This is a genomic window from Lysinibacillus sp. BS3, assembly GCF_039614735.1.
GTDB classification, from domain to species: Bacteria; Bacillota; Bacilli; order Bacillales_A; family Planococcaceae; genus Lysinibacillus; species Lysinibacillus capsici.
The window spans coordinates 3,942,555-3,964,882 of record NZ_CP154860.1 but is presented as its reverse complement, the minus strand read 5'-3'; the positions used below and the strand labels follow the sequence as shown (position 1 = coordinate 3,964,882).

The window sequence follows — 22,328 nt, the reverse complement described above, 5'->3', positions numbered from 1 at the left end:
GGAAGCAACTAGTGTGCTTCCTTTTTCTCTGTCTAGCAAAGTTTATTGAATTAACTCATCCACATTGACAAATGGTAGTCCTTGCGAATCTGCCACTGCTTTATAAACAAGTTGTCCATCTAATGTATTCACACCTTTTTTCAGTGCTGCATTATCAAGGCAAGCTTGTTTGTAGCCTTTGTTGGCAATTTGAAGTGCATATGGAATTGTATTATTTGTTAAAGCAATTGTAGAAGTACGTGGTACCGCACCAGGCATATTTGCAACTGCATAGTGTACAACGCCATGCTTCACATATGTTGGATCATCATGTGTTGTCACACGATCAGATGTTGCAAAAATACCACCTTGGTCAATTGCAATATCAACTACAACAGAGCCGGCTTGCATTGATTGAATCATTTCTTCCGATACAAGTTTCGGTGCTTTTGCGCCTGGAATTAATACAGCACCAATAACTAAATCTGAATCTTTCACTGATTCTGCAATATTATATGGATTAGACATTAATGTTTGAACATCGCGTCCAAACATATCTTCTAATTGACGTAAACGTTCTGGGCTTAAATCGATAACTGTCACATCAGCACCCATGCCAACAGCAATTTTTGCAGCATTTGTACCCGCAATACCACCGCCAATTACTGTCACTTTTCCACGTTGTACACCCGATACACCACCTAGTAAAATACCTTTACCAGCATGGTTTCTCTCTAAGAACTGTGCACCAATTTGTGTAGCCATTTTACCAGCGACTTCACTCATTGGTGTTAACAAAGGTAATGAACCATTTGCTAATTGTACTGTTTCGTAGGCAATTCCTACAACTTTTTTATTTAAAAGTGCCTGAGTTAATTCAACCTCTGGCGCTAAGTGTAAATAAGTGAATAAAATTTGACCCTCGTAGAAGTAATCATACTCAGAAGCTACAGGTTCTTTTACCTTCATAATCATTTCTTGGGACCAAGCTTCTTTAGCTGTTTGAACAATATGAGCACCTGCTGCAATGTAATCAGCATCCGTAAAGCTTGAACCTAGCCCCGCTCCTGTTTCAATGTACACTTCATGCCCTGCATGTGTTAAAGTGACAACTCCTGCTGGTGTCATTGCTACACGGTTTTCATTGTTTTTAATTTCCTTTGGAATACCAATCTTCATTGTTTCCTATCCCCTTCCATAACGTAAGAAATAAGCATCATTTATGTAACTAAACTTGATGCACCCCTTGCACTTCCATATTACCAAACAATTGCAAAAAAAGCTTTAACTAATGCAAATACAGATAAAATTTATAAGATTTCCAAAATAACAAATATTCAAACGTTGTATATCATTATAAATTACTATATTTAAAAACTAAAAAGGAGTATAGGTAGCAGTTAATGGAGCTGATTCATGTGTAGTTGAAACCAATCAAAAGACGTTTACACACTGCAAATAGTGGGAATTAGATATTTATAATTAATTAACATTTCTACATGAAATGCCTTCACATTTTCATAATTTTTCTTGCGGAAAGTATTTCCTTTAGAAAATCATTTGGTATAATCAACATATACAAATCAGGGAGGTTTTTCAAATGGCTAATCATTATAAAAGCATTGTTGTTGCAGTAGACGGTTCAAAAGAAGCTGAATACGCGTTTCGTAAATCAATTGATGTTGCAAAACGAAACGAAGGTGCAGTGTTAAATCTAGTAAATGTAATCGATACTCGTTCATTTGCTGCTATCGAAGCATATGACCGTTCCATTGCAGAGCGTGCTCAAGCATTTTCTGAAGAACTATTAAATGGTTACAAAAAGCAAGCTGAAGATGAAGGTTTAACGAATGTTAATCTTATCATCGAGTATGGCTCTCCAAAAAATATCATAACAAAAGAGCTTTCTAACATCGTAGACGCAGATTTAATCATTTGTGGTGCAACTGGTCTAAATGCAGTAGAACGCTTCCTAATCGGTTCTGTATCTGAGGCTATTGTACGTTCAGCTAAATGTGACGTACTAGTTATCCGTACGCCTGAAAACTAATTTGTAATACATAAAAAGGTATCCTTGTATAGGATACCTTTTTACTTGCACTCAAGAGCAATTACTTGCCCTCTTTCCACATCTTCACTTTTTCAAAGAATAGCGCAAGTGCCTGCTTATTCTGCATATTTGGTACTTTAGCTAATAGGACTTCTTTAGGTGCTTTCAATTCCTTCGATTGTTTTTGTAAAATCACAATGCTCTTCTCTAATGATTTATTTGCAAACATCGAGTCAGGTAATTGAATAATCGCTTGAATCCACGCATGTTTTTGAATGTATTTGTGTAATTGCTTAGACTGCTCTGACTCAAACAGATGAGATGGTGCAAGGAAAAATAAATAGCCGCCATCCTTTGTATAATTCATTGATTGCTCGATGAATAAATGATGGGCATAACTCATCCCCTCCGCTGGACATAATTCATAATCGAGCGCCACTTCTTCATTTGGATAATAACCTACAGGTAGATCACAAACAACGGCATCCACTGGATTGACCAATAAATCTTCTAAGGCATCTTGACGGTATAAAGAAATAGGTTGTTCTGTTAAGTCAGCAGTTGCCGCAGCAAGACGAATAAGTAGCTCATCCACCTCTACACCTGTTGCTTCCACTTTTCCATCTAATAAATTCATAACCGTCAGTAATAAATTGCCCGTGCCTACTGCTGGGTCCATGATCGAGATCTTTTCATTTTCAAGACGCTCTGCAAAAATCTGCTCCACAAAGTAGCCCACTAATAGCCCTAACGTGTCAGGAGTCATTTGATGATTCGGCTGTGAGCCTTTGCGCATCCCTTTTAAAATAGCAATTTGAATAGCTTTACGAATATCCTCTTTTGTTGCATCTTTTTGAGAAAAATCAACTTCGCCATCAAGCCATGCCTCTAACCCATCTAATAATCCTTCTAGTAACGTTATATTGTGTTCTTTTTCGATTTTTTCGGCATGCTCATTTAGCAAACCAAATAACTTTTCGATATTTTCCATATCTAACTTCCTTTCACGCAGAAAAGAGCCGTGACAAACACTTGTCACAGCCCCTTTGTCTAGTATTATCTTAGCCTAAAAGCAGCTTATTATGCTAGTGCTTTGACAGCTGCAATGGCCGCTTCATAGTTTGGATGATCTGTAGCTTCAGGTACATATTCAACATATGTTACTTTATTGTTTGCATCCACAACGAATACTGCACGTGTCAGAAGACGTAATTCTTGAATGTATACGCCATATGCCTCACCAAATGAAAGGTCGCGGTGATCTGATACAGTTTGGACAGCATCTATACCTGCTGCACCACACCAACGCTTTTGAGCGAATGGAAGATCCACAGATACTGTATAAATGACTACATTATCACCTAAGTTCGCTGCTTCCTCATTGAATCGACGTGTTTGCGCATCACATACACCAGTATCTAATGATGGTACAACACTAAATAAACGAATTTTTCCTTCTGAATCATTTAATGTTACAGGTGATAGGTCATTCGCTAATACCGTAAAATCTGGAGCTTGATCGCCCACCTTTACTTCATTTCCTACTAGTGTCACTGGACCATTTTTAAATGTTACTTGTGCCATCTAAACGCCTCCTAATCATCATATGTACATAATATTACTAAATGAAGGGAATTAATTGCAACTATGATAGCTTACATACATAGAAATAGATAAGACTGTCTCCTAATTTGAGACAGTCTTATGTTTATTGTTCATTTTTTTCCTCTAGCTTGGCTAAGTCTATTTTTTCTTCTTGCACAGTAATTTCTATATGTTCTTCTTGTTTTGGTAAAGTAGTCGGTGTTGAAGCCTTTTCAATAAAGATCTTTTCGTGCACCACTGTTGTATCGGCAAAATAATCATGTAAGCCTTGATTTTCTGGCAAAATCACTACCAAAATATACAGTGGCATAAAAATATTATTGATGATACGACCAATCCAATCACGGAATAACACATCTGACCAAGTTAGCTGATCGTGCTTTAATGAAATTACACGTAATCCGAACACCATTTTCCCTAGTGTTTGCCCAAAGAACTTGGTCATCAGCACAAAATAGCTATAGTAGAAAATTGCTGTAATAATAGAAATTGGCGCATACCAAACCGAATCAGATAAAGACCAATCCATTAAATAGAAGATAGGATTGACGAGTATTCCACCTACAGCAGAAATGATGAATCCATCTAATAAAAATGCCCAAAATCGTACCCAAAAACCAGCAGTTTTTAATGCATAGTTTTTTTCATGTGCCGATTCTCCTGAAGTGTTTATATAGAAGCCATTTTCCAATGAGGGTGAACCTTGCATAACAATTTCATTGTTTGTCATTGTGCTCCCCCCTTAGTATTCCCCATATAGATACATCATTTTCGGAGCGCTATAGTCCGTCATGATTTTCATTAGCATTTTTTCTTCGGCAGAGGGACCGAACATGGAGCCAATTTTCATACCTACGTACGATTGCCAGCCACCCATATCGTATGAATACTCAAATAAAGCTGCATCTTCAAGTCCATAATCCTCACGAAGAGCTGCAATGGCCGCTTCTTCATCACCAATTTCATCAATTAACCCTGCTTCAAGTGCTTTTGTACCGCCAAGAATACGACCATCTGCAACCTTCTTTACTTCTGCTTCAGACATATTACGTCCCTGCTCTACAATATCTACAAATTCTTCGTACGTTTCATTAATCATATCTTGCATCATTGCACGTTCCTCTGCTGTCACTTCACGCATTGGACTTAGCATATCTTTATGCTCTCCCGATTTAAACGTTTCAAATTTGACTCCTACTTTTTCAGCCAGCTCTTGATAGTTAATTGATTGCATGATGACACCAATAGAGCCTGTTATTGTATCACGATGGGCAAATATTTTATCTGCTGGTGCAGAAATATAATAACCACCTGAAGCTGCCATAGAATCCATTGATACATAAATTGGAATTTGTCGTTCTTCTTTTATTTTTAGTAGCTTTTTATAGATATCTGCAGATTCCTTTACACCACCACCTGGTGAATTAACGCTTAAAACAACACCCTGTATGGACTCATCATATAAAATATTATCCAATTGTTCTAAGAAAAATTGATGATCATAGGCAACTGGTTGCCACAATGTACTTGAGCCGATATCTTGAATCGTTCCATCTACCTTTAAATAAGCAATTCGCTTATCAAAATTCTCCCCTTCAATGACATTTTCATATACATCTAAGCTATTACCTGCCATTAAGCTATCAAAATTACCTAGGAAATCTGCTTTAAATAGCGCAAAAATGGTATTAATTCCTAACGAAAATAGTAAAAGAACACCAGCCACTACTAAAGCAACCCACCTTTTTACATTCATGTCTTTCCGCCTCCTCAACACGTAATACGTATGACTTGCCAATTTGTTTCATTTTTTTGCAATAATTAAACACAAAAAGCTTTAAGCTATGTATTTCCTCATATTACCTTACCTAAAAAAAATAAAAAAATCAAAGTCCATACCTTTGATGAACTTTGATTTTCGACATTATTTCCTAGGAAATATTATAATTGGAGGTGTTTGATTTCTTGTTGCCGTAATTCGACACGTCTAATTTTCCCAGAAGATGTTTTTGGTAGTTCCTCTACAAATTCAATAGCACGTGGATATTTATAAGGAGCAGTCAATGATTTAACATGACTTTGGAGTGTTTGAATAAGCGCTCCATCACCTTTTTCACCATTGCGCAGAACAATAAATGCTTTGACAATATTTCCTCTTACTTTATCAGGGCTCGCTATAACAGCAGCCTCTTTTACAGTTGGATGTTTCATTAAAGCATCCTCTACTTCAAAAGGGCCAATTGTATAGCCTGAGGAAATAATAACATCGTCTCCTCGTCCGTCAAACCAAAAGTAGCCATCTTCATCTTTATAAGCACGATCTCCTGTAATATACCAATCCCCACGAAATTGTAAATTTGTACGTTCAGGATCATTTAAATATTTTTTAAAGAGTGCTGGCGTTTCGCGATGAACAGCAATATCACCAACTTCTCCGATTGTAACAGGTTTGCCCAAATCATTAATAATTTCAACAGTGTTGCCAGGAGTAGGTTTTCCCATAGAACCAACTCTCGCTTCCATCCCTACCATTGTGCCTACCAATAATGTATTTTCCGTTTGTCCATAGCCATCTCGCACTTGTAATTTGAATGTTTCCAAGAATACTCTAATAACCTCACTATTTAATGGCTCACCAGCTGATACAGCTTGGCGAATTTCACTTAAATCATATTCATGTAAATTTTCAAGCGCTGCCATAAAACGATATTCAGTTGGTGTACAGCATAGTACATTGATTTTGAATCTCTCAAGCAATGCTAAATAAGAAGCTGCTTCAAATTTACCTTTGTAGACAAATGCAGTAGCACCACTGCCTAAAGTAGCTAGAAATGGACTCCAAATCCATTTTTGCCACCCTGGTGCTGCAGTCGCCCAAACAATATCATTTTCTTGTACACCCAACCAATGTGGTGCTGTTGTTCGTAAATGAGCATAGCCCCAACTATGCGTATGCACTGCTGCTTTTGGATTTCCTGTTGTTCCGCTTGTATAGGCTAAAAATGCATTGTCTGTGCTTTTTGTTGGGATAGGATTTATGTAGGTTGTAGGTTGATTATTCATTTTTTCAAGTATGTTCTGCCAAGGTTCATGTGCATTCCCTATGACAAATTGCAGTATGTCTTGTAAATTTCCCACTTTATCGAACTGTTCAATATAGGGTTCAAATGCAATAACTGCTTTAGCATTTGCATGATGAATTCGATACTCAATATCCTTTGTTCTTAACATCTCAGAACTTGGAATAATAGTTAAACCCGCTTTCAATGCAGCAATATACACAATATATGCTTCAACCGAACGTGGTACCATTACTAAAATGACATCACCTTTCTTTAAACCTTGCTTGGTGAATACATGTGCTGCTTGATTCGCTTTTTCCAATAAATGTGCATATGTAATACATTGGATGTCTTGGTTTTCTTCATAAATGATTAAAGCATTTTTGGCTGCATCCTGAGCATATTTTTCAATTTCCTCTACTATGTTATACCATTCTGGTGCAACTAAATCTTGTCTTTTCATGGCAATTGCCCCCTTTTGTTATGACACATTATAAAACTCTTTTTTCAGCATTTTCAATGGTTTGTGCTTAATTTCGGTAAAGTCATGACAACTATCATACCCTCCTATATGGCATCGGTCACATTTTATCTATAGGAAAACTTGCTATTGAATACAAATGAAAAGTATGGTACATTTTGGTCAACTAAAAGCAAGATTGCAGGGGGACTCGTAAGAGTTGAGAAGGTAAAACCTGACCCTTTGAACCTGTTAGTTAATACTGACGTAGGGAGCAATAAACATCGTTTTCAGATGAAAGGCTCTTTTCGTGCATTTTTACACAAAAAGAGCCTTTTTTGCATGCTTACGTCCATCCCTAAAGGAGGACTACAATGATTTTTCAAACAATTCGTCAACAGCAACCACTTATCCATTGTATAACCAATTATGTAGTGGCAAATTTTCAAGCAAATGGTTTATTAGCGATAGGTGCTTCACCAGTAATGGCCGATGACTACCAAGAGGTAGAGGAGATGGTGGCCATTGCTCAAGCATTATTAATTAATATTGGAACACTTAATGATCGCACAAAAAGTGCCATGTTATTAGCAGGTGAAAAAGCCAATAAACTTGGTATTCCTGTTATTTTAGATCCTGTCGGAGTTGGAGCCACAACTTATCGTAAGGAAACCGTAAAATACTTACTGGAAAACATACACTTTGCCGTGATTCGCTGTAATCTCGGCGAGCTAGCAGCAATAGTTGGTGTAAATTGGCAACAAAAAGGTGTTGATAGTGGTCATGGCACTATCGCTATGGAATTAGAAGCCACATCATTGGCTCAACGCTATCAATGCATTGTTATTGTCACAGGAGAACGCGATTTTATAACTGATGGCAAGCATAGCCAATGGATCGCTGGTGGTCATCCACAAATGACGGAAGTAACGGGTACAGGTTGTTTACTTAGCGCAATTTGTGGCGCAGCCTATAGTGTAAGCCATAATCCTTACCAACAATTAACAGAAACACTTACTTACTATAAAAAAGCAGGTGTACTGGCATCCGCATTTACTGCAGACATTGGTGATTTTCAAATAGCCTTACTCAATGCTATACATCGCTTATCAAAGGATGGTGCAGCTTCATGCATATTGTAACAACAATCGCTGGCTCAGATAGTGGTGGTGGCGCGGGTATACAGGCTGATTTAAAAACATTTCAGGAATTAGAAGTGTTCGGTACTTCTGTTATTACTGCTCTAACTGCTCAAAATACTTTGGGTGTAACAGGTGTTTGCCCTATTGACGTTTCCTTTATAAAAAAACAATTAGAGGCCTTAGTAGAAGATTTTCCAATCGCTGCGATTAAAACAGGAATGCTTTATTCCTCAGAAATTATCAAAGCAATTGCACACAAGATCAGGGAGCTAAACATTCCGCTGATTGTTGATCCGGTGATGATTGCAAAAGGTGGGGAAAGCCTATTACAGCAAGAAGCTATCGATGCCTTACGCTCAACTTTATTACCACTTGCTACGGTTGTTACGCCCAATATACCCGAGGCAGAGACACTTACTGGGAGATCTATTCATCATTTTGAAGATATGAAAGAAGTAGCTCAAAGCTTGTTACAGCTAGGTGTACAATGTGTCATCATTAAAGGTGGTCATTTAGCAGATCCACTTTATGCCATTGATTATGTATTTTGCAAAAATGGACGTTCTTTTTCTTTGCAGTCTCCACGAATCCAAACAAAAAATACGCATGGTACTGGATGTACATTTTCCGCAGCACTTACTGCTTTTCTTGGACAAGGATTTGCTCTGGAAAATGCCATTATAGAAGCTAAAAAATTTATCCAATTAGCTATTATGTTTAATTTATCGATTGGAAATGGTCATGGACCCACTAATCATTTTGCTTATCAACAGTATAAGGAAGGCTGTGAGGTGATTATTCATGAAACGTGAGGATTTGGAGCTTTATTTTATTATGGGTACGAGCAATGTTCCTCCTCAAGAACAACCTATCTATATCCTAGAAAAAGCCTTGCAAGCAGGCATTACAATGTTTCAATTTCGTGAAAAAGGTCCTCACGCGTTAACTGGACTTGCGTATGAACAATTTGCACGCCAATGTCAAAAACTATGTCATCACTATCATGTGCCCTTTATCATTAATGACGATGTTGATCTAGCGATACGACTAGGGGCTGATGGTGTTCATATCGGACAAGATGATTTACCTGTAAGTGTAGCACGTAAAAGAATCGGGGATATGATTCTTGGTGTATCTGTCCATTGCGAGGAAGAATTGCAAATAGCTATTAACCATCAAGCTGATTATGTTGGTATCGGTCCAATCTTTCCAACATCCTCTAAAAGTGATGCACAACCACCATGTGGTACATCTTTTTTACAGGAGGCACATTCATTACATCCTGAATTACCAATTGTAGCAATTGGTGGAATAAATTTCACAAATGCACATTCTGTATTTCAAACGGGGGTTGATGGTGTTGCTGTTATTTCAGCTATTTGTCAAAGCAAAGATGTTGATCATACAGTAGCTACATTTAGATCCTTATCTCGTATAAATAAATGATCAATAAACAAACTAAAACCAGTGCCTTTTACGGTCACTGGTTTAAGTTTATAAATGCTTAATCAGCATTTATTGGTTGTTGTTTGGCATACCTTTTAATTGAGATTCTGCCATTTGTACAAGACGTTTAGTGATTTCACCACCAACGGAACCGTTGGCACGAGCTGAAGCTTCAGCTCCTAATTGAACACCAAATTCTTGTGCAATTTCGTATTTCATTTGATCTAGTGCTTGTTGTACACCAGGTACTGCAAGCTGGTTTGAACTACGGTTGTTGTTTGAAGCCATGTTTCTCACCTCCTTGTGAATATAGAATGTGCGATATTAGATTTTTAATACAAAAAATTTAGAGGTAAATTGTACCTCTATTGGAATAACAATATCCATACAAAAAAGCCGTCTCAAAATGGGCTTTGAGACGGCTTTTGAATCCTTATAGTAGATCTGCAAATTTATCTTGTTGTTCTTCTTTCTTAGGGAAAATATAGACCTCGCGATTCTTCACTGCTCGCTCGATCAATTCATCAAAGTCAGAGAAGCTTTCATAATGCTCAACCTTTTCAAGCTTCGGTTTTGTTTTTGGACTTGCTGGTGTAAAAATCGTGCAGCAATCTTCAAATGGCTGAATAGATGTTTCGTATGTGCCGATTTTTTCTGCAATATCAATAATCTCTAATTTATCAGTTGAAATCAGCGGACGAAGGATAGGTGTATTTGTTACTGCGTTTATTGCTGTTAAACTTTCAAGCGTTTGACTCGCCACTTGTCCAAGACTTTCGCCCGTTACAATAGCAAGTGCACCAATTTCCTCACGCACCTGATCAGCAACCTTCAACATCATTCGGCGTGTTGTCGTCATCGATACATTAGAAGGTACTTTTTCTTTAATAAGAACTTGTATTTCAGTAAAAGGAATGACATGCAAACGAATACTAGCACCAAATTTTGTTAATTCATTGGCAAGCACTTTAACTTTTTCCAATGAATTTTGGCTTGTATAAGGTGGACTAAAGAAGTGAATTGCCTCTAATCGCACACCACGCTTCATCATTAAATAACCTGCGACAGGGCTATCAATACCGCCAGATAGCATTAATAAAGACTTGCCATTTGATCCTACAGGCATTCCACCTGCACCAGGAATGACTTGTGCCATCATATAAGTTGCATCATGACGAACTTCTACACGTAGCTCAATATCAGGCTGCTTCACTTTAACAGATAAATTTTGAAATTGTGGTAAAACATAGCCACCGATCTCACGTTGGATGGCATGAGATTCTAAAGGAAATGTTTTATCAGTACGTTTTACCTCTACTTTAAATGTATGTGGCTCATCTTTAAATGTCTCCATAATAGTGATAGCGAGCTTTTTCATACTGTCCATATCTTTTTCGCATGCAGCGACAGGGCTAAATGATTGAATACCAAAAATTTTAGGTAAACCTGTAATTAGCATTTGCATTTGTGCTTCGTCTTCTATGGCAATAAACATACGGTCACGTTCTGTGCGAATATGCAGTTGTCCTAAATCTGCAAAGGCATGACGAATATTTTCACGTAAACGGCGGATAAAATCCATTTTGTTGCGACCTTTTGTAGAAAGCTCACCATATCTAATTAAAATTTCTTTCCAAATCATTTACTTTTTTTCTCCTTTGAGTTCCAACATTACTTCTGCTAGTACTTGTTTAAAGTTTTCTATATCTTCTATTGTGTTATGTGCGCCAAAGCTAAGGCGAATCACGCCTTTTTTATAATGCTCATCAAGGTGAAGCGCCTCGACGACATGACTTGTTTTCGTTTGCTTGGAAGAACATGCACTTGATGTCGACACAATGACACCACGTTTTTGCATAGCATTAATAATGACTTCCCCTTTTAAATCACAAACACTAAATGACACAATATGCGCAGCTCCCTGTGGCGTTGATAAAACATGGACTGCTTCGCCATAACTTTCTAGCTGAGTTCGGATTTCATCGTGCCATTGACGGTATTTATTTGAGCGTTCGTTCATTGTTTCAACAGCAAGTCGAGCCGCTTTCGCTAAAGCAACAGCTTGCGGAACTGCTACAGTACCACTACGCATACCAAATTCCTGACCTCCACCAAGAGCAAAGGGCTGCCATCTTATGGGTTTACGGAATGCTAACACTCCTGAGCCTTTAAAGCCATGAATTTTATGACCAGAGATAGAAATTATGTCAGGTCCTTCTTCTTTAAAGGATATTGCTAATTTCCCAAAGCTTTGCACAGCATCAACATGAAAGGCAGCACGACTCATTTCATGAATCATTTTTGCTGCTTCCTTAATAGGCTGAATTGCACCCATTTCATTATTCACATGCATGATGCTAACTAAAATTGTTTCTTTTCGTATTTTAGTACGAAGCTCATCTAGAGAAATCACACCTCTTCGATCGACACGAAGATATTCAACATCAAAGCCCTCTTTTTCAAGTTGTTTCATTGTTTCTAGCACTGATGGATGTTCAATTTCAGTCGTTAAAATATGCTTTCCTATATGCGTATTACTACGTGCTATGCCAAAAATAGCTGCATTATTTGATTCTGTACCACCTGAAGTAAATAGCACATTTTTTGCCTCTGTCTGCAAAATATCTGCTACTTGCTCACGCGCACGTATTAATAAATCATTTGCTTCAACACCCATAGCATGGATGGAAGCAGGGTTGGCATAATACTGCTCATTTACAACCATAAAAGCCTGCATAACCTCTTTTAAAGGCTTCGTTGTTGCACTATTATCCAAATAAATTGTATTAACCATAACTTTTCACACACTTTCAAAACGTTGATTTAACGGTATTTATCATAACGCAATCTTTGGCGATTGACCACTAACTTTAACAATTATTTAAATTTTAATTGATATCCTACATTTTTTTCACCATCGTGACAAACTCTGTTGGTGTACTAAATTCAATTGCTTTAAGAAAACCAAATTTTTCATAAAGATGGATTGCTCTCTTATTAAATAGTGCAACTGTTAAACGTAATGGCAGCTGATATTCTTCTTGAACTGTTTGAACAATAAACGAAAAAAATGCCGTTCCTAATCCTTGACCCGTTAGATTTGGCTTCAACCCAATTCCAATATCTATACAGTACTCTTCATACGCCCCAAAACCTTGCCCTTTTGGCACTTGGGCTGCTTTACCTGTACAATAATAGCCAATTAGTTCACTATGATTATTAAAGATCGCAAAGTAAGGATTATCAAGCATTTCTTGTACATTTTCACCCGATAATTCATTATTGTAAAAATCGTAAGGTGCTACATATTGCCATTGTAAAATTTCACTTGCGAAATGTTCATTCATTTCTTTGATGGACAATTTCATACTGAATCACATCCTAATCTAAGCATAAATAGAAAGCTGTCTAAAAAGTAATCGCTATACTTTTTAGACAGCTCAAAATGTTATTTGAATTATTTTGCTATGAATTCTTCGGCAACCATTTCTTGAATACGCTTTAAGGCACCTGGCTCCATTTCTTCCACTGCTGTACCTGCTTCTTCTAAAGCCTTTGCATAACGGAATTGATGGAAAGCCTCTTCTGCTTCTCTTAAACGTCCGTTCAATTTTGGGTTCGATGCGCGATGACGATTACCGTACTGAATAATACGCTCAATGAGCATCACATTTTCTATTAACTCATGTGCCTTTACTTTAACATCCTCTACACAGAGTGTTGCTGCATTTAGATTATTATGAACAGTACCCATATTAAGTGGTACTTCTTGCAAGCTTTGCATGACAACATAGATGTGCTCTGCTGCCTCATCAAGTCGTGCATCCATCTCCTCAGGAATTCCTGGAATATTTGCCTTGTTCAATAAACGATCAGTATCCTGTAATATTTTCTTTAAGTTTTCGACTTGAGCGCGTGCCTTATTTTCATCTATTCGAAGTTTCTTCATTGTATTCGACAGATGACCTTGTTCTTCGTGAATTCGTTCAAGCTCTTCACTAATTTCGATTAACTCTTCCTGTAAGCTAGAATAAGCTGATTTTTCTTCCCTAACTCGCATAGCTAATAGATCATAGCGACGTTGCAGTGCTTCCAATTGTTTTAAAGCGGCTTTTGGAATTTCGGCATCTTTTTCATTTAAATGATAACTTTGCTGTACATACGTTGCCTCGTCATTCACTAATTTTGTTGAAGAAATGACATTGGTAATAGAACTTAATAAACGATCACAATTTTGATCTACATAATTTTTAGCAATAACCTCTTTTTCAAGTAAATCATAAAAATGGTCGATTTCTTCATTTATTTCTGTCACACGCGGTTTAACAACTTTTAAATTCAGCTCTGCAAGTTCGAGTTTTAATGCCTCGAATTCTTTTTCATATTTATTAAGTGCATCTGTCAATTCTAAATGCTGTAAATAGTAAGATTGGTCTTCCATTTCACGCTGACCATTACGCAATTCCTGAACCGCACCTGGTAGCTTCACTTGAATTTCCGTTAAGATGGTTGGAACATCATTAATATATTCGAATGTCTGCTGCGATTCTTGATTTAAGCTAATGACAATTTCTCGCGCTTGCAAATAATTACCTTCATTCGTTAGGACATCGAACTCTTCAAATTTTTGAACAAATGTCTCTAGCTTCTTCTCTAATGCAGGTAATGCTACACCGAATGAATGCTGATGAGCCAGCAATGTCTTTCTTGCAGAGCGATAGTATTCTTTTAATTGTTCGATTTCAATTCGATTTTTTTCTTCGCTGCCAATTAATTCATTCAGTTCTTCTAAAATTTTATTTTTATCTTGGTCGCATTTCTCAATGTAATCTTCAATTTCACGTTCTATTAAAGTTGCCCTTTTAAAACGAAGTCGATTAATTTGATCCTCAGCATCAAATAGAAGAGAATCGATTTTAGTCATATGTACGTCGATGACTTCATCCCAAGTATTGCGCCATCGTTCAAACATTTCTTCCGTTTCACCGTTCATGTTTAAAGATTTTACTTTTGAAATTTCTTCATTTATAGGATTATGTTGTATTTGTAATTTTTCATTTTCTAGTTTTGCAATAATTGCAACATGTTTTCTTCGCATCATAAATCCTACTATGGCTAAAATTAATAGTAGGATAATCGGAATGATGATATACTCCATCGTAAGCCTCCTATTCTACAATAAACGAATTGGCTAGTTGTATTTATTATATACTATGTTTTCGCCTTTTGTACTAAAATTTAAGTGTTTTTCAGAAAACTGTATTTTCGCTATTGTGAAATATTTAAATAGCGTATCTATAGAGCTAAAGGAGTGGTAAATTATGAAACGTGATGGGCATATACATAGTCCTTTTTGTCCACATGGCACTACGGACTCATTCAAGCAATATATTGAAAAAGCAATTTCTCAACATTTCACAGATATAACATTTACAGAACACGCCCCATTGCCCAAAAGTTTTGTCGATCCAACCCCGCAACAAGATAGTGGCATGAATCCTGATGATCTCATGTCTTACATTGAAGAATTGCAACATCTACAACAACAGTATGCACAAGATATTCGTATCCGCATCGGACTAGAAGTTGACTACATCCAAGGCTACGAACAAGAAACTCGTCAATTCCTTGATACCTATGGACATCTTTTAGATGACGCTATTTTATCAGTCCATTTTTTAAAATGGCAAGATACCTTTGTATGTATCGACTTTTCTTCTGAATGCTTTATTGATTTTTCAAAAAAAGTTGGCTCTGTTGAACTGGTATATGATTTATATTATGATACTGTCCTACAATCGATTAGTGCAGATCTTGGACCATACAAACCAAAACGGATTGGACATCCATCACTTATTCATAAATTCCAACTAGCGCACAACGAAAAAATCAATGACACCCCACGTATCAAAGAAGTATTAGACAGCATGAAATTCGCGGGCTATGAATTAGATTTAAATAGTGCAGGTTTAAGTAAACAATATTGTCAGGAGCCATATCCACCATTTGCCCTTATCAATTATAGTCAAACTATTAAACTACCATATGTATTTGGTTCAGATGCACATTGCGCAGAAGATTTACATCAACACTATAATGTTATATTACCAATTTAAATAACTTTTAAACGAGGTGCTTAGTATGTTTACACAAATTAATTACGAAGGATCAATTGCTGACCAGTATCTGACATTATCAAAACAATTAGATGCACTATTAACTGGCGAAACCAATCAAATCGCCAATTTAAGTAATGCCTCTGCTCTGTTAAATCAATTTTTAACGAACATTAACTGGGTTGGTTTTTATCTCTTGCAGGATAATGAGCTTGTGTTAGGACCATTCCAGGGTCTTCCTGCCTGTGTTAGAATTCCTATTGGGCGTGGTGTTTGTGGTACAGCTGTGGCAACAAGAGAAACAGTTGTTGTAAAAGATGTACATGATTTTCCAGGGCATATTGCCTGTGATGCTGCATCGCAGTCTGAAATTGTTATACCGCTAATGAAGCAAGGTGAAATTATTGGTGTGTTAGATATCGATAGTCCTATCGTGAATCGATTTTCAGTGGAAGATCGTAATGGCCTAGAGAAATTTGTTAAAACACTTCTTAACCATTTATAATACAATATTAAAAATTGCCCTGAAATGTTTTATATTGTCATTTCAGGGCGATTTATTTAAACAACCATTTACGTTTTGCTTTATAATCCTATGAATTCGTTTGGAACGATCCATTGTGAGTACAAAAGCGATTTTTCCCGCTGTTTTTCGCCTCATACAAGGCTGTATCTGCATGTAAAAACACAGATTGGAATGCTGGTCGATCTCGCTCATCCCATGTTATAAGACCCGCAGAAATGGTTACTTGTGGATCTGTGGTACTTGGGATGACTTCCACAATGGTTGATGCTAATTCTAAAGCTTCTTTTTCATCGATGTTAGGGACATAGACAGACATTTCTTCTCCACCCCATCTTGCACAAATTCCACGACTTCCAATAGTTTCTTTTAATTGAACCGCAATCTGAACAAGAATTTTATCTCCAACTTGGTGACCATACGTATCATTAATGCGTTTAAAATTATCAATATCAATTAACAAAAACATACCAGATTGATCATATTCAAGCGATTTTTCTACAAACTGATCGAGGTAACTACGAGCATACAGTTTCGTTAAATGATCCAAATCGACCATTTCCTGAAGCTGTGTTCGTAAAATTGAGTTTGCAATGGCTAATGATGAATGGTGAATTAAAGATTGCATTAATTTGAAACTATCGAATGAAAAGAAATATGGCTCTTTATGTAAGACAATACTAAAACCATTAATCTTTTCCTCCATAAGTATAGGAATCGCCATAATAGAGCGATACTCAATTTGATTAGGAGTTAGACGGCTGAAATCGGCAACAAATAGTGGATCATTCGTTTGAGCAAAGTGCTGTTCAACATGTTTTATATAACTTTGACCGTTTTCTGAATGGAACAGGGAGGTACTTGCACCTGTTATTTCAAATGTATCGTGTTTTTTAAATGCGAAACATACTTCCATTGGCTGAAAGGATTTCAGTAACTGCTTTTGTAGGAAAAGTAACATTTCATGAATGTCAATTCGCATATTTAAACGATGCGAAGTTTCATTGATGAGTTGTAAGTCACTTACGAGGCGATGCGATTGATGATATAACTTTGCATTTTCAAGAGCATTTCCTGAAGCTTGTGCCAGCATCCGTACAAAATCTTTTTCGGTTGTTGAAAAAAGATAAGTGGTGGGTGCACTTACTTGCAAGATGCCATAAATAGCTTGCCTGCCCTTAATCGGTGCATTTAACAACCGACAATTTAAATCGCTCGCTAGCTCTGTCGTCAACTCTCCTGATACAAAGGCTTCAATTGTAGCAGGTCTTTCTGATAAATAATCAAAAAGCTTAATATCGATGGTCGTGTGTCGATCTTGATCATTCGATAAAATAAGCTCCACATTAAACTCAGGAAAATTATCCCGTATATTTTTTAATACATTTTCTAAAATTAAATCAATATCCATTGTTGAATGAAATAAGTCAGTCATGTTATATAGTTTTCTATATTGGTCTTCATTTATTTTGACATCTAAATTGTCTCTAATCATTTGAAGAACCTTTGAAAGTGTTTCTATACACTCTTCACCATACTCCGAGGTCATAAAGTCTGTCCAAGACTCTGTTGCCTCCACAAGTAATATACCAATGGGATTTTTGCCCTCTGCTTGGAAAAGCACCATATCTGTCATCATTGAATAGGCCTGTCTTGCTTTCAATATATAAGGAATTTTCACTACTTTTTGTTGATAAAAACTAGCTTCAATCATCAGCCATGACACAGCATTTAGCTTTGTTTCAATTGTTAATGAAGCCATCTCTTCGATTGGGATTAAGGAATTACCTTCAAAACTAAGAAAAGCAGCATTATCAATTTTCAAGCGCTTCTTTAGAAACTGTTTCAATGAACAAAAATACCCATTAAAACTAGTTTGTTCTTCATAAGAACTCACCCAAAAGCTCAAAACATCAGATTTTATATATTTTAGCGTTTGTAAATGGTCTGTCATGAAATCACCTTTTCTATATAACGTCCAAATCAATTACTATTAACTTATAATATATTATACATAATTTGTGTCATTTTGACTATGTAATTATCCCTTACTTTTACAATTTACATAACACAGCGTATCATTAACTATTCCCATATTATTTTAAATAGGTAGTGAGGAATTTCCTACTATGTTCTTTTATATTTTTTTACTAGCTAATAATTGACGTCCTTGTCCGAAGCAGTTACAATGGAGGTTGTGTAAAATAAACGCAGCAGTGGTATAAGCTTATGATTGTATTTTATTCCTCTATTTTCTGATGTACAACCACTTAGATGATCAGCAATGAAAATTAGATGGTGTATTGTGTAACCTAACGGCTGCATAGGCGAAAGTACATGAAAATAAAATGCGTGTAAGAATGGGTACTACTGGTTTTTGTTTTACAACAAAAAAACCAAATTTAAAGGAGGAGACAACAATATGTCTCGTTATACAGGTCCATCTTGGAAATTATCACGTCGTCTTGGTATCTCACTAAGCGGTACAGGTAAAGAAATCGAAAAACGTCCTTACGCACCAGGACAACACGGTCCAAACCAACGTAAAAAATTATCAGAATACGGTTTACAACTTCAAGAAAAACAAAAACTTCGTCATATGTATGGTATGAACGAACGTCAATTCCGTACTCTATTTAACCGCGCTGGTAAAATGAAAGGTGTTCACGGTGAAAACTTCATGATCCTTCTTGAAACTCGCCTTGACAACTTAGTTTACCGTTTAGGTTTAGCTCGTACTCGTCGTGGAGCTCGTCAATTAGTTAACCACGGTCACATCTTAGTAGATGGCAAACGCGTTGATATCCCATCATACAGCGTAAAACCAGGTCAAACGATTTCTCTTCGTGAAAAATCTCAAAACCTTGCTGTAGTAGTAGAAGCAATCGAAGTAAACAACTTCGTACCTGACTACTTAACATTCGATGCTGACAAAAAAGAAGGTACATTCACTCGCCTTCCAGAGCGTTCTGAATTATCAGCTGAAATCAACGAAGCATTCATCGTAGAGTACTACTCTCGTTAATCAATTGATGCTAATAAAAGCCCTGAAATCCCTTGTATACCAAGGCTTCAGGGCTTTTTTTCTATGAACAATCAATTAGAACCTACGTTTTTTCCGCTTTTAATCATTAGCGCAAAAACTAATCCAGTACCGAGTATTGTAGCAAGTAGGAGGAAGGCTACAGTAAAGCTACCAAATTGTATGAAATAAGCAGATATGAACGGTGCAACACTTGTTCCAGCAAATAAAATTACTGTGTACATAGAAACTGCAATTCCTCCCATATTCCAACCTAACTGACTAACAAGCGTTACTAATGAAGGAACAGCAAGTGCAATCCCACCAACAAATAAAATACTACTGATTGTTAAACCGGCTATAGTTGAAATAAAGCTCATCGCGGTCAGTGCAATAATCGAAAGAGTTAAGGCCATTTTCAGTACAAACAGCACATTAAAACGCTTTGCTATTTTCCCCGCAAATGGTGACATAACCATCCCCACTATCCCAAAGATACGAATGTAAATAAGGTTCTGACTTTTCATACCAAAGAAATCACTCGTTAAATAAGCCCCTAAAATAATGTACATACTGACAAATGACATTATTAATACAAACGCAATGATATAACTAAAGATCAAATTTCTATTGGTGAAAATAATACCAATTCTCTTCAGAGGAGCCCATATATTTTTAGTTTCAATCTGAATTATTCCCTTCGGTAAGATCCACACGACTAACAAAGCAGTCATAACATACACTACAGCAAGTACATAAAAGATGACGTGCCAATGACTATGGTCGCTTACATATCCACTAAACACCTGACCAACTATACCCGCTACAAGAAATCCCGTACTGATAAAACCTACTGCCCCAACTTTTCGATCATTTGGAAAAACCTCAAGAGTATAGGCAAGTGCTACTGGTGAAAATGTTGCTGCCGCAAGCCCCTGTAATCCTCTCAATAGAAGGATAAAAGAAAAGTCATTAACTAAACCTAGAAGTAACGTTATTACGCTTAATAAAAAAAGCCCAAATACAATGATATTTTTACGACCATATTTTTCTGATATCGCACCATAGAAAAAACACCCTAGTGCAAATCCAAGTGAAAAAACACTAGATGTTTGGCATCTTCTCGATTTGTATCACTTGAAGAAGACATTTGAATCAGTTCAATATACGGCTCTACCCCTAATACAGGTAAATTATCTTCATGTGTTAATCCAAAGCAAGAATTTTTATTTTCACTGATTTCTTCAAAATGATGCACTACTTTTTTAGCGCAGACGCATTGCCCAGATTATTATAACCAACAATAATTTTCTCTCTTATATTGTGGCAATTTTATGTACTTTAAAATAACAATTACATAGTTTCAAAATAACATAATCACTACCTTTATAATAAAAACAAAATATCAGTTATTTACTATTCATTAGATCATCAAAATAGAACTGTTTTCCAAAAAATATATTTTACTTTCATAGTAAAATATTTTTAAAACCTTTTTAAATTCAATATTCTACAACAAAACAACATTCCAATGCTCCTATCATCACCTTAACTTTTTTGTAAAATAATAACATGAAGAAATTTAACAATTTTAATAAAAATACGAGTTGAACTTTTACAAAAAATAGAATACGATGAATTGCGAAAGGTGGTTCACCATCATTCAAGCAATAATAATTTTTTAAAAGGGGTTGGAAATATGTCAGACGTTCTAAAGCAATTTGTTATGCCGAAAACAAACTTATTTGGACCTGGAGCAATTCAAGAAGTTGGTAAACGCTTAAATGATTTAGAAGTGAAAAAGACATTAATCGTAACAGATGAGGGTCTACACAAATTAGGTCTCTCAGAACAAATTGCAAACATCATTACAGCTGCTGGAATTGATGTAGCAATTTTCCCTAAAGCAGAACCAAATCCAACAGATCAAAACATAGAAGATGGCATTTCCGTGTATCATGCGGAAAACTGTGATTCTATTGTTTCTCTTGGAGGAGGCAGCGCACACGATGCAGCAAAAGGTATCGGACTTATTGCTTCGAATGGTGGACGCATTCATGATTATGAAGGCGTTGATAAATCACAAAATCCACTTGTGCCATTAATTGCAATTAATACAACTGCTGGTACTGCCAGTGAAATGACTCGTTTCACTATTATCACGGATACAGCACGCAAAGTAAAAATGGCCATTGTTGATAAGCATGTGACACCGTTACTTTCTATAAACGATCCTGAATTAATGATTGGTTTACCTCCTGCTCTTACGGCAGCTACTGGGGTTGATGCGCTAACACATGCTATTGAATCATTCGTTTCTACGAATGCTACACCAATCACGGACGCATGTGCTGAAAAGGTCCTTCAGCTAATTCCTGAATATCTACCACGTGCCTATGCAAATGGAGCTGATATAGAAGCGCGTGAACAAATGGTATATGCACAATTTTTAGCGGGAATGGCCTTTAATAATGCATCACTTGGCTATGTTCATGCAATTGCTCATCAATTGGGTGGTTTCTATAACCTACCACATGGCGTGTGCAACGCTATTTTATTGCCACATGTTTGTCGATTTAATGTCACAGCACGTACAGAGCGCTTTGCTCGTATCGCTGAATTATTAGGAGAAAATGTAGAGGGTTTAAGTAAGCGAGATGCGGCTGAAAAGGCTATTACAGCTATTGAGAAGTTATCACAAGATTTAAATATTCCTAGCGGCTTCCGTGAATTAGGTGCAAAAGATGAGGATATTGAGATCTTAGCAAAAAATGCATTATTAGATGTGTGTGCTGAGACGAACCCTCGTAAAGCAACACTAGAGGATATCAAACAAATCATCACAAATGCAATGGGTCCTATTGTGAAAAAAGAAGAGTCACTCGAGGCAGTTGCCCTTTCTTAATCGACGGTTTCCTATAAG

General features: G+C 36.6%; 21 protein-coding genes and 1 riboswitch. Of the genes, 8 read left to right on the top strand and 13 right to left on the bottom strand.

Features of this window, described 5'->3' with window-relative positions:
- Positions 1 to 42: 42 nt before the first annotated feature.
- Complete coding sequence (gene ald, locus AAJG31_RS19650; protein WP_004226195.1) at positions 43 to 1,158, bottom strand: alanine dehydrogenase; 1,116 nt, start codon at positions 1,156 to 1,158, stop codon at positions 43 to 45.
- Between the two features lie 421 nt (positions 1,159 to 1,579).
- Here ald and AAJG31_RS19645 point away from each other — a divergent pair, with 421 nt between their 5' ends.
- Positions 1,580 to 2,029 carry a universal stress protein gene (locus AAJG31_RS19645; RefSeq protein ID WP_004226191.1) on the top strand — a complete coding sequence of 150 codons (450 nt, stop codon included), beginning with the start codon at positions 1,580 to 1,582 and terminating at the stop codon, positions 2,027 to 2,029.
- Between the two features lie 61 nt (positions 2,030 to 2,090).
- Here the strand turns inward: AAJG31_RS19645 and AAJG31_RS19640 are convergent, their stop codons facing one another.
- The 5 genes from AAJG31_RS19640 to AAJG31_RS19620 form a co-directional block, all read right to left on the bottom strand.
- Positions 2,091 to 3,020 (bottom strand): class I SAM-dependent methyltransferase, encoded by a 930-nt coding sequence (locus tag AAJG31_RS19640; protein ID WP_259419417.1) that lies wholly within the window; start codon positions 3,018 to 3,020, stop codon positions 2,091 to 2,093.
- Between the two features lie 89 nt (positions 3,021 to 3,109).
- Positions 3,110 to 3,613 (bottom strand): thiol peroxidase, encoded by a 504-nt coding sequence (gene tpx / locus AAJG31_RS19635; RefSeq protein ID WP_004226187.1) that lies wholly within the window; start codon positions 3,611 to 3,613, stop codon positions 3,110 to 3,112.
- Between the two features lie 124 nt (positions 3,614 to 3,737).
- Positions 3,738 to 4,364, bottom strand: coding sequence for an RDD family protein (locus tag AAJG31_RS19630; RefSeq protein WP_054549949.1), 627 nt, complete (start codon positions 4,362 to 4,364; stop codon positions 3,738 to 3,740).
- 12 nt (positions 4,365 to 4,376) lie between these two features.
- A complete protein-coding gene (sppA, locus tag AAJG31_RS19625; RefSeq protein WP_048393549.1) occupies positions 4,377 to 5,390 on the bottom strand; it encodes a signal peptide peptidase SppA in 1,014 nt (337 codons plus the stop codon).
- Between the two features lie 185 nt (positions 5,391 to 5,575).
- A complete protein-coding gene (locus AAJG31_RS19620; protein WP_279495757.1) occupies positions 5,576 to 7,159 on the bottom strand; it encodes an acyl--CoA ligase in 1,584 nt (527 codons plus the stop codon).
- Between the two features lie 190 nt (positions 7,160 to 7,349).
- Positions 7,350 to 7,447, top strand: a riboswitch (TPP riboswitch).
- Positions 7,448 to 7,530: 83 nt separating this feature from the next.
- On the opposite strand from AAJG31_RS19620, the gene thiM reads away from it, so the two are divergent.
- The 3 genes from thiM to thiE are packed head-to-tail and all read left to right on the top strand — an operon-like array spanning position 7,531 to position 9,744.
- Positions 7,531 to 8,298: a hydroxyethylthiazole kinase gene (thiM, locus tag AAJG31_RS19615; RefSeq protein WP_066037555.1), complete on the top strand. Its 768-nt coding sequence runs from the start codon at positions 7,531 to 7,533 to the stop codon at positions 8,296 to 8,298.
- Positions 8,286 to 9,110, top strand: a complete 825-nt coding sequence (gene thiD, locus AAJG31_RS19610; protein WP_066037556.1) for a bifunctional hydroxymethylpyrimidine kinase/phosphomethylpyrimidine kinase — start codon at positions 8,286 to 8,288, stop codon at positions 9,108 to 9,110. Before thiM ends, thiD begins: the two co-directional genes overlap by 13 nt.
- Complete coding sequence (thiE, locus tag AAJG31_RS19605; RefSeq protein WP_279495760.1) at positions 9,100 to 9,744, top strand: thiamine phosphate synthase; 645 nt, start codon at positions 9,100 to 9,102, stop codon at positions 9,742 to 9,744. The genes thiD and thiE overlap by 11 nt, the downstream gene beginning before the upstream one ends.
- Positions 9,745 to 9,813: 69 nt before the next feature.
- On the opposite strand, the gene AAJG31_RS19600 is transcribed toward thiE, so the two are convergent.
- From AAJG31_RS19600 to ezrA, 5 genes are all read right to left on the bottom strand, one after another.
- On the bottom strand, positions 9,814 to 10,032 hold the full coding sequence (locus AAJG31_RS19600) for an alpha/beta-type small acid-soluble spore protein (protein WP_004226165.1): 219 nt from the start codon (positions 10,030 to 10,032) through the stop codon (positions 9,814 to 9,816).
- A gap of 145 nt (positions 10,033 to 10,177) precedes the next feature.
- A complete protein-coding gene (thiI, locus tag AAJG31_RS19595) occupies positions 10,178 to 11,386 on the bottom strand; it encodes a tRNA uracil 4-sulfurtransferase ThiI (protein ID WP_048393538.1) in 1,209 nt (402 codons plus the stop codon).
- Positions 11,387 to 12,538, bottom strand: coding sequence for a cysteine desulfurase family protein (locus AAJG31_RS19590; RefSeq protein ID WP_279495762.1), 1,152 nt, complete (start codon positions 12,536 to 12,538; stop codon positions 11,387 to 11,389).
- Positions 12,539 to 12,644: 106 nt separating this feature from the next.
- Positions 12,645 to 13,112, bottom strand: a complete 468-nt coding sequence (locus tag AAJG31_RS19585; protein WP_048393534.1) for a GNAT family N-acetyltransferase — start codon at positions 13,110 to 13,112, stop codon at positions 12,645 to 12,647.
- An 89-nt stretch (positions 13,113 to 13,201) separates the two neighbouring features.
- Positions 13,202 to 14,902, bottom strand: coding sequence for a septation ring formation regulator EzrA (ezrA, locus tag AAJG31_RS19580; RefSeq protein WP_054549944.1), 1,701 nt, complete (start codon positions 14,900 to 14,902; stop codon positions 13,202 to 13,204).
- Between the two features lie 163 nt (positions 14,903 to 15,065).
- Between ezrA and hisJ the strand changes: the two genes are divergently transcribed.
- Together hisJ and AAJG31_RS19570 are read left to right on the top strand one after the other, a co-directional pair.
- On the top strand, positions 15,066 to 15,860 hold the full coding sequence (hisJ, locus tag AAJG31_RS19575; protein WP_259948491.1) for a histidinol-phosphatase HisJ: 795 nt from the start codon (positions 15,066 to 15,068) through the stop codon (positions 15,858 to 15,860).
- Between the two features lie 25 nt (positions 15,861 to 15,885).
- The gene (locus tag AAJG31_RS19570; protein ID WP_259948494.1) at positions 15,886 to 16,365 is read left to right on the top strand and encodes a GAF domain-containing protein; all 480 of its coding nucleotides are present in this window, start codon (positions 15,886 to 15,888) and stop codon (positions 16,363 to 16,365) included.
- Between the two features lie 88 nt (positions 16,366 to 16,453).
- Here the strand turns inward: AAJG31_RS19570 and AAJG31_RS19565 are convergent, their stop codons facing one another.
- Positions 16,454 to 18,337 (bottom strand): GGDEF domain-containing protein, encoded by a 1,884-nt coding sequence (locus AAJG31_RS19565; protein ID WP_048393527.1) that lies wholly within the window; start codon positions 18,335 to 18,337, stop codon positions 16,454 to 16,456.
- A 468-nt stretch (positions 18,338 to 18,805) separates the two neighbouring features.
- Here AAJG31_RS19565 and rpsD point away from each other — a divergent pair, with 468 nt between their 5' ends.
- Positions 18,806 to 19,408 (top strand): 30S ribosomal protein S4, encoded by a 603-nt coding sequence (gene rpsD, locus AAJG31_RS19560; RefSeq protein WP_004226141.1) that lies wholly within the window; start codon positions 18,806 to 18,808, stop codon positions 19,406 to 19,408.
- Positions 19,409 to 19,479: 71 nt separating this feature from the next.
- On the opposite strand, the gene AAJG31_RS19555 is transcribed toward rpsD, so the two are convergent.
- A complete protein-coding gene (locus AAJG31_RS19555; RefSeq protein WP_259955493.1) occupies positions 19,480 to 20,463 on the bottom strand; it encodes an MFS transporter in 984 nt (327 codons plus the stop codon).
- A 641-nt stretch (positions 20,464 to 21,104) separates the two neighbouring features.
- On the opposite strand from AAJG31_RS19555, the gene AAJG31_RS19550 reads away from it, so the two are divergent.
- The gene (locus AAJG31_RS19550) at positions 21,105 to 22,310 is read left to right on the top strand and encodes an iron-containing alcohol dehydrogenase (protein ID WP_004226138.1); all 1,206 of its coding nucleotides are present in this window, start codon (positions 21,105 to 21,107) and stop codon (positions 22,308 to 22,310) included.
- The last annotated feature ends 18 nt before the right edge of the window (positions 22,311 to 22,328 follow it).

Bases quoted from the DNA above. Each gene is read 5' to 3' on its own strand.
- AAJG31_RS19570 (WP_259948494.1), top strand. From the start codon at position 15,886: ATGTTTACACAAATTAATTACGAAGGATCAATTGCTGACCAGTATCTG.
- rpsD (WP_004226141.1), top strand. From the start codon at position 18,806: ATGTCTCGTTATACAGGTCCATCTTGGAAATTATCACGTCGTCTTGGT.
- ezrA (WP_054549944.1), bottom strand. From the start codon at position 14,902: ATGGAGTATATCATCATTCCGATTATCCTACTATTAATTTTAGCCATA.
- hisJ (WP_259948491.1), top strand. From the start codon at position 15,066: ATGAAACGTGATGGGCATATACATAGTCCTTTTTGTCCACATGGCACT.
- thiE (WP_279495760.1), top strand. From the start codon at position 9,100: ATGAAACGTGAGGATTTGGAGCTTTATTTTATTATGGGTACGAGCAAT.
- sppA (WP_048393549.1), bottom strand. From the start codon at position 5,390: ATGAATGTAAAAAGGTGGGTTGCTTTAGTAGTGGCTGGTGTTCTTTTA.
- ald (WP_004226195.1), bottom strand. From the start codon at position 1,158: ATGAAGATTGGTATTCCAAAGGAAATTAAAAACAATGAAAACCGTGTA.
- AAJG31_RS19600 (WP_004226165.1), bottom strand. From the start codon at position 10,032: ATGGCTTCAAACAACAACCGTAGTTCAAACCAGCTTGCAGTACCTGGT.
- AAJG31_RS19590 (WP_279495762.1), bottom strand. From the start codon at position 12,538: ATGGTTAATACAATTTATTTGGATAATAGTGCAACAACGAAGCCTTTA.
- thiI (WP_048393538.1), bottom strand. From the start codon at position 11,386: ATGATTTGGAAAGAAATTTTAATTAGATATGGTGAGCTTTCTACAAAA.
- thiD (WP_066037556.1), top strand. From the start codon at position 8,286: ATGCATATTGTAACAACAATCGCTGGCTCAGATAGTGGTGGTGGCGCG.
- thiM (WP_066037555.1), top strand. From the start codon at position 7,531: ATGATTTTTCAAACAATTCGTCAACAGCAACCACTTATCCATTGTATA.
- AAJG31_RS19640 (WP_259419417.1), bottom strand. From the start codon at position 3,020: ATGGAAAATATCGAAAAGTTATTTGGTTTGCTAAATGAGCATGCCGAA.
- AAJG31_RS19550 (WP_004226138.1), top strand. From the start codon at position 21,105: ATGTCAGACGTTCTAAAGCAATTTGTTATGCCGAAAACAAACTTATTT.
- AAJG31_RS19620 (WP_279495757.1), bottom strand. From the start codon at position 7,159: ATGAAAAGACAAGATTTAGTTGCACCAGAATGGTATAACATAGTAGAG.
- AAJG31_RS19645 (WP_004226191.1), top strand. From the start codon at position 1,580: ATGGCTAATCATTATAAAAGCATTGTTGTTGCAGTAGACGGTTCAAAA.
- AAJG31_RS19585 (WP_048393534.1), bottom strand. From the start codon at position 13,112: ATGAAATTGTCCATCAAAGAAATGAATGAACATTTCGCAAGTGAAATT.
- AAJG31_RS19630 (WP_054549949.1), bottom strand. From the start codon at position 4,364: ATGACAAACAATGAAATTGTTATGCAAGGTTCACCCTCATTGGAAAAT.
- AAJG31_RS19565 (WP_048393527.1), bottom strand. From the start codon at position 18,337: ATGACAGACCATTTACAAACGCTAAAATATATAAAATCTGATGTTTTG.
- tpx (WP_004226187.1), bottom strand. From the start codon at position 3,613: ATGGCACAAGTAACATTTAAAAATGGTCCAGTGACACTAGTAGGAAAT.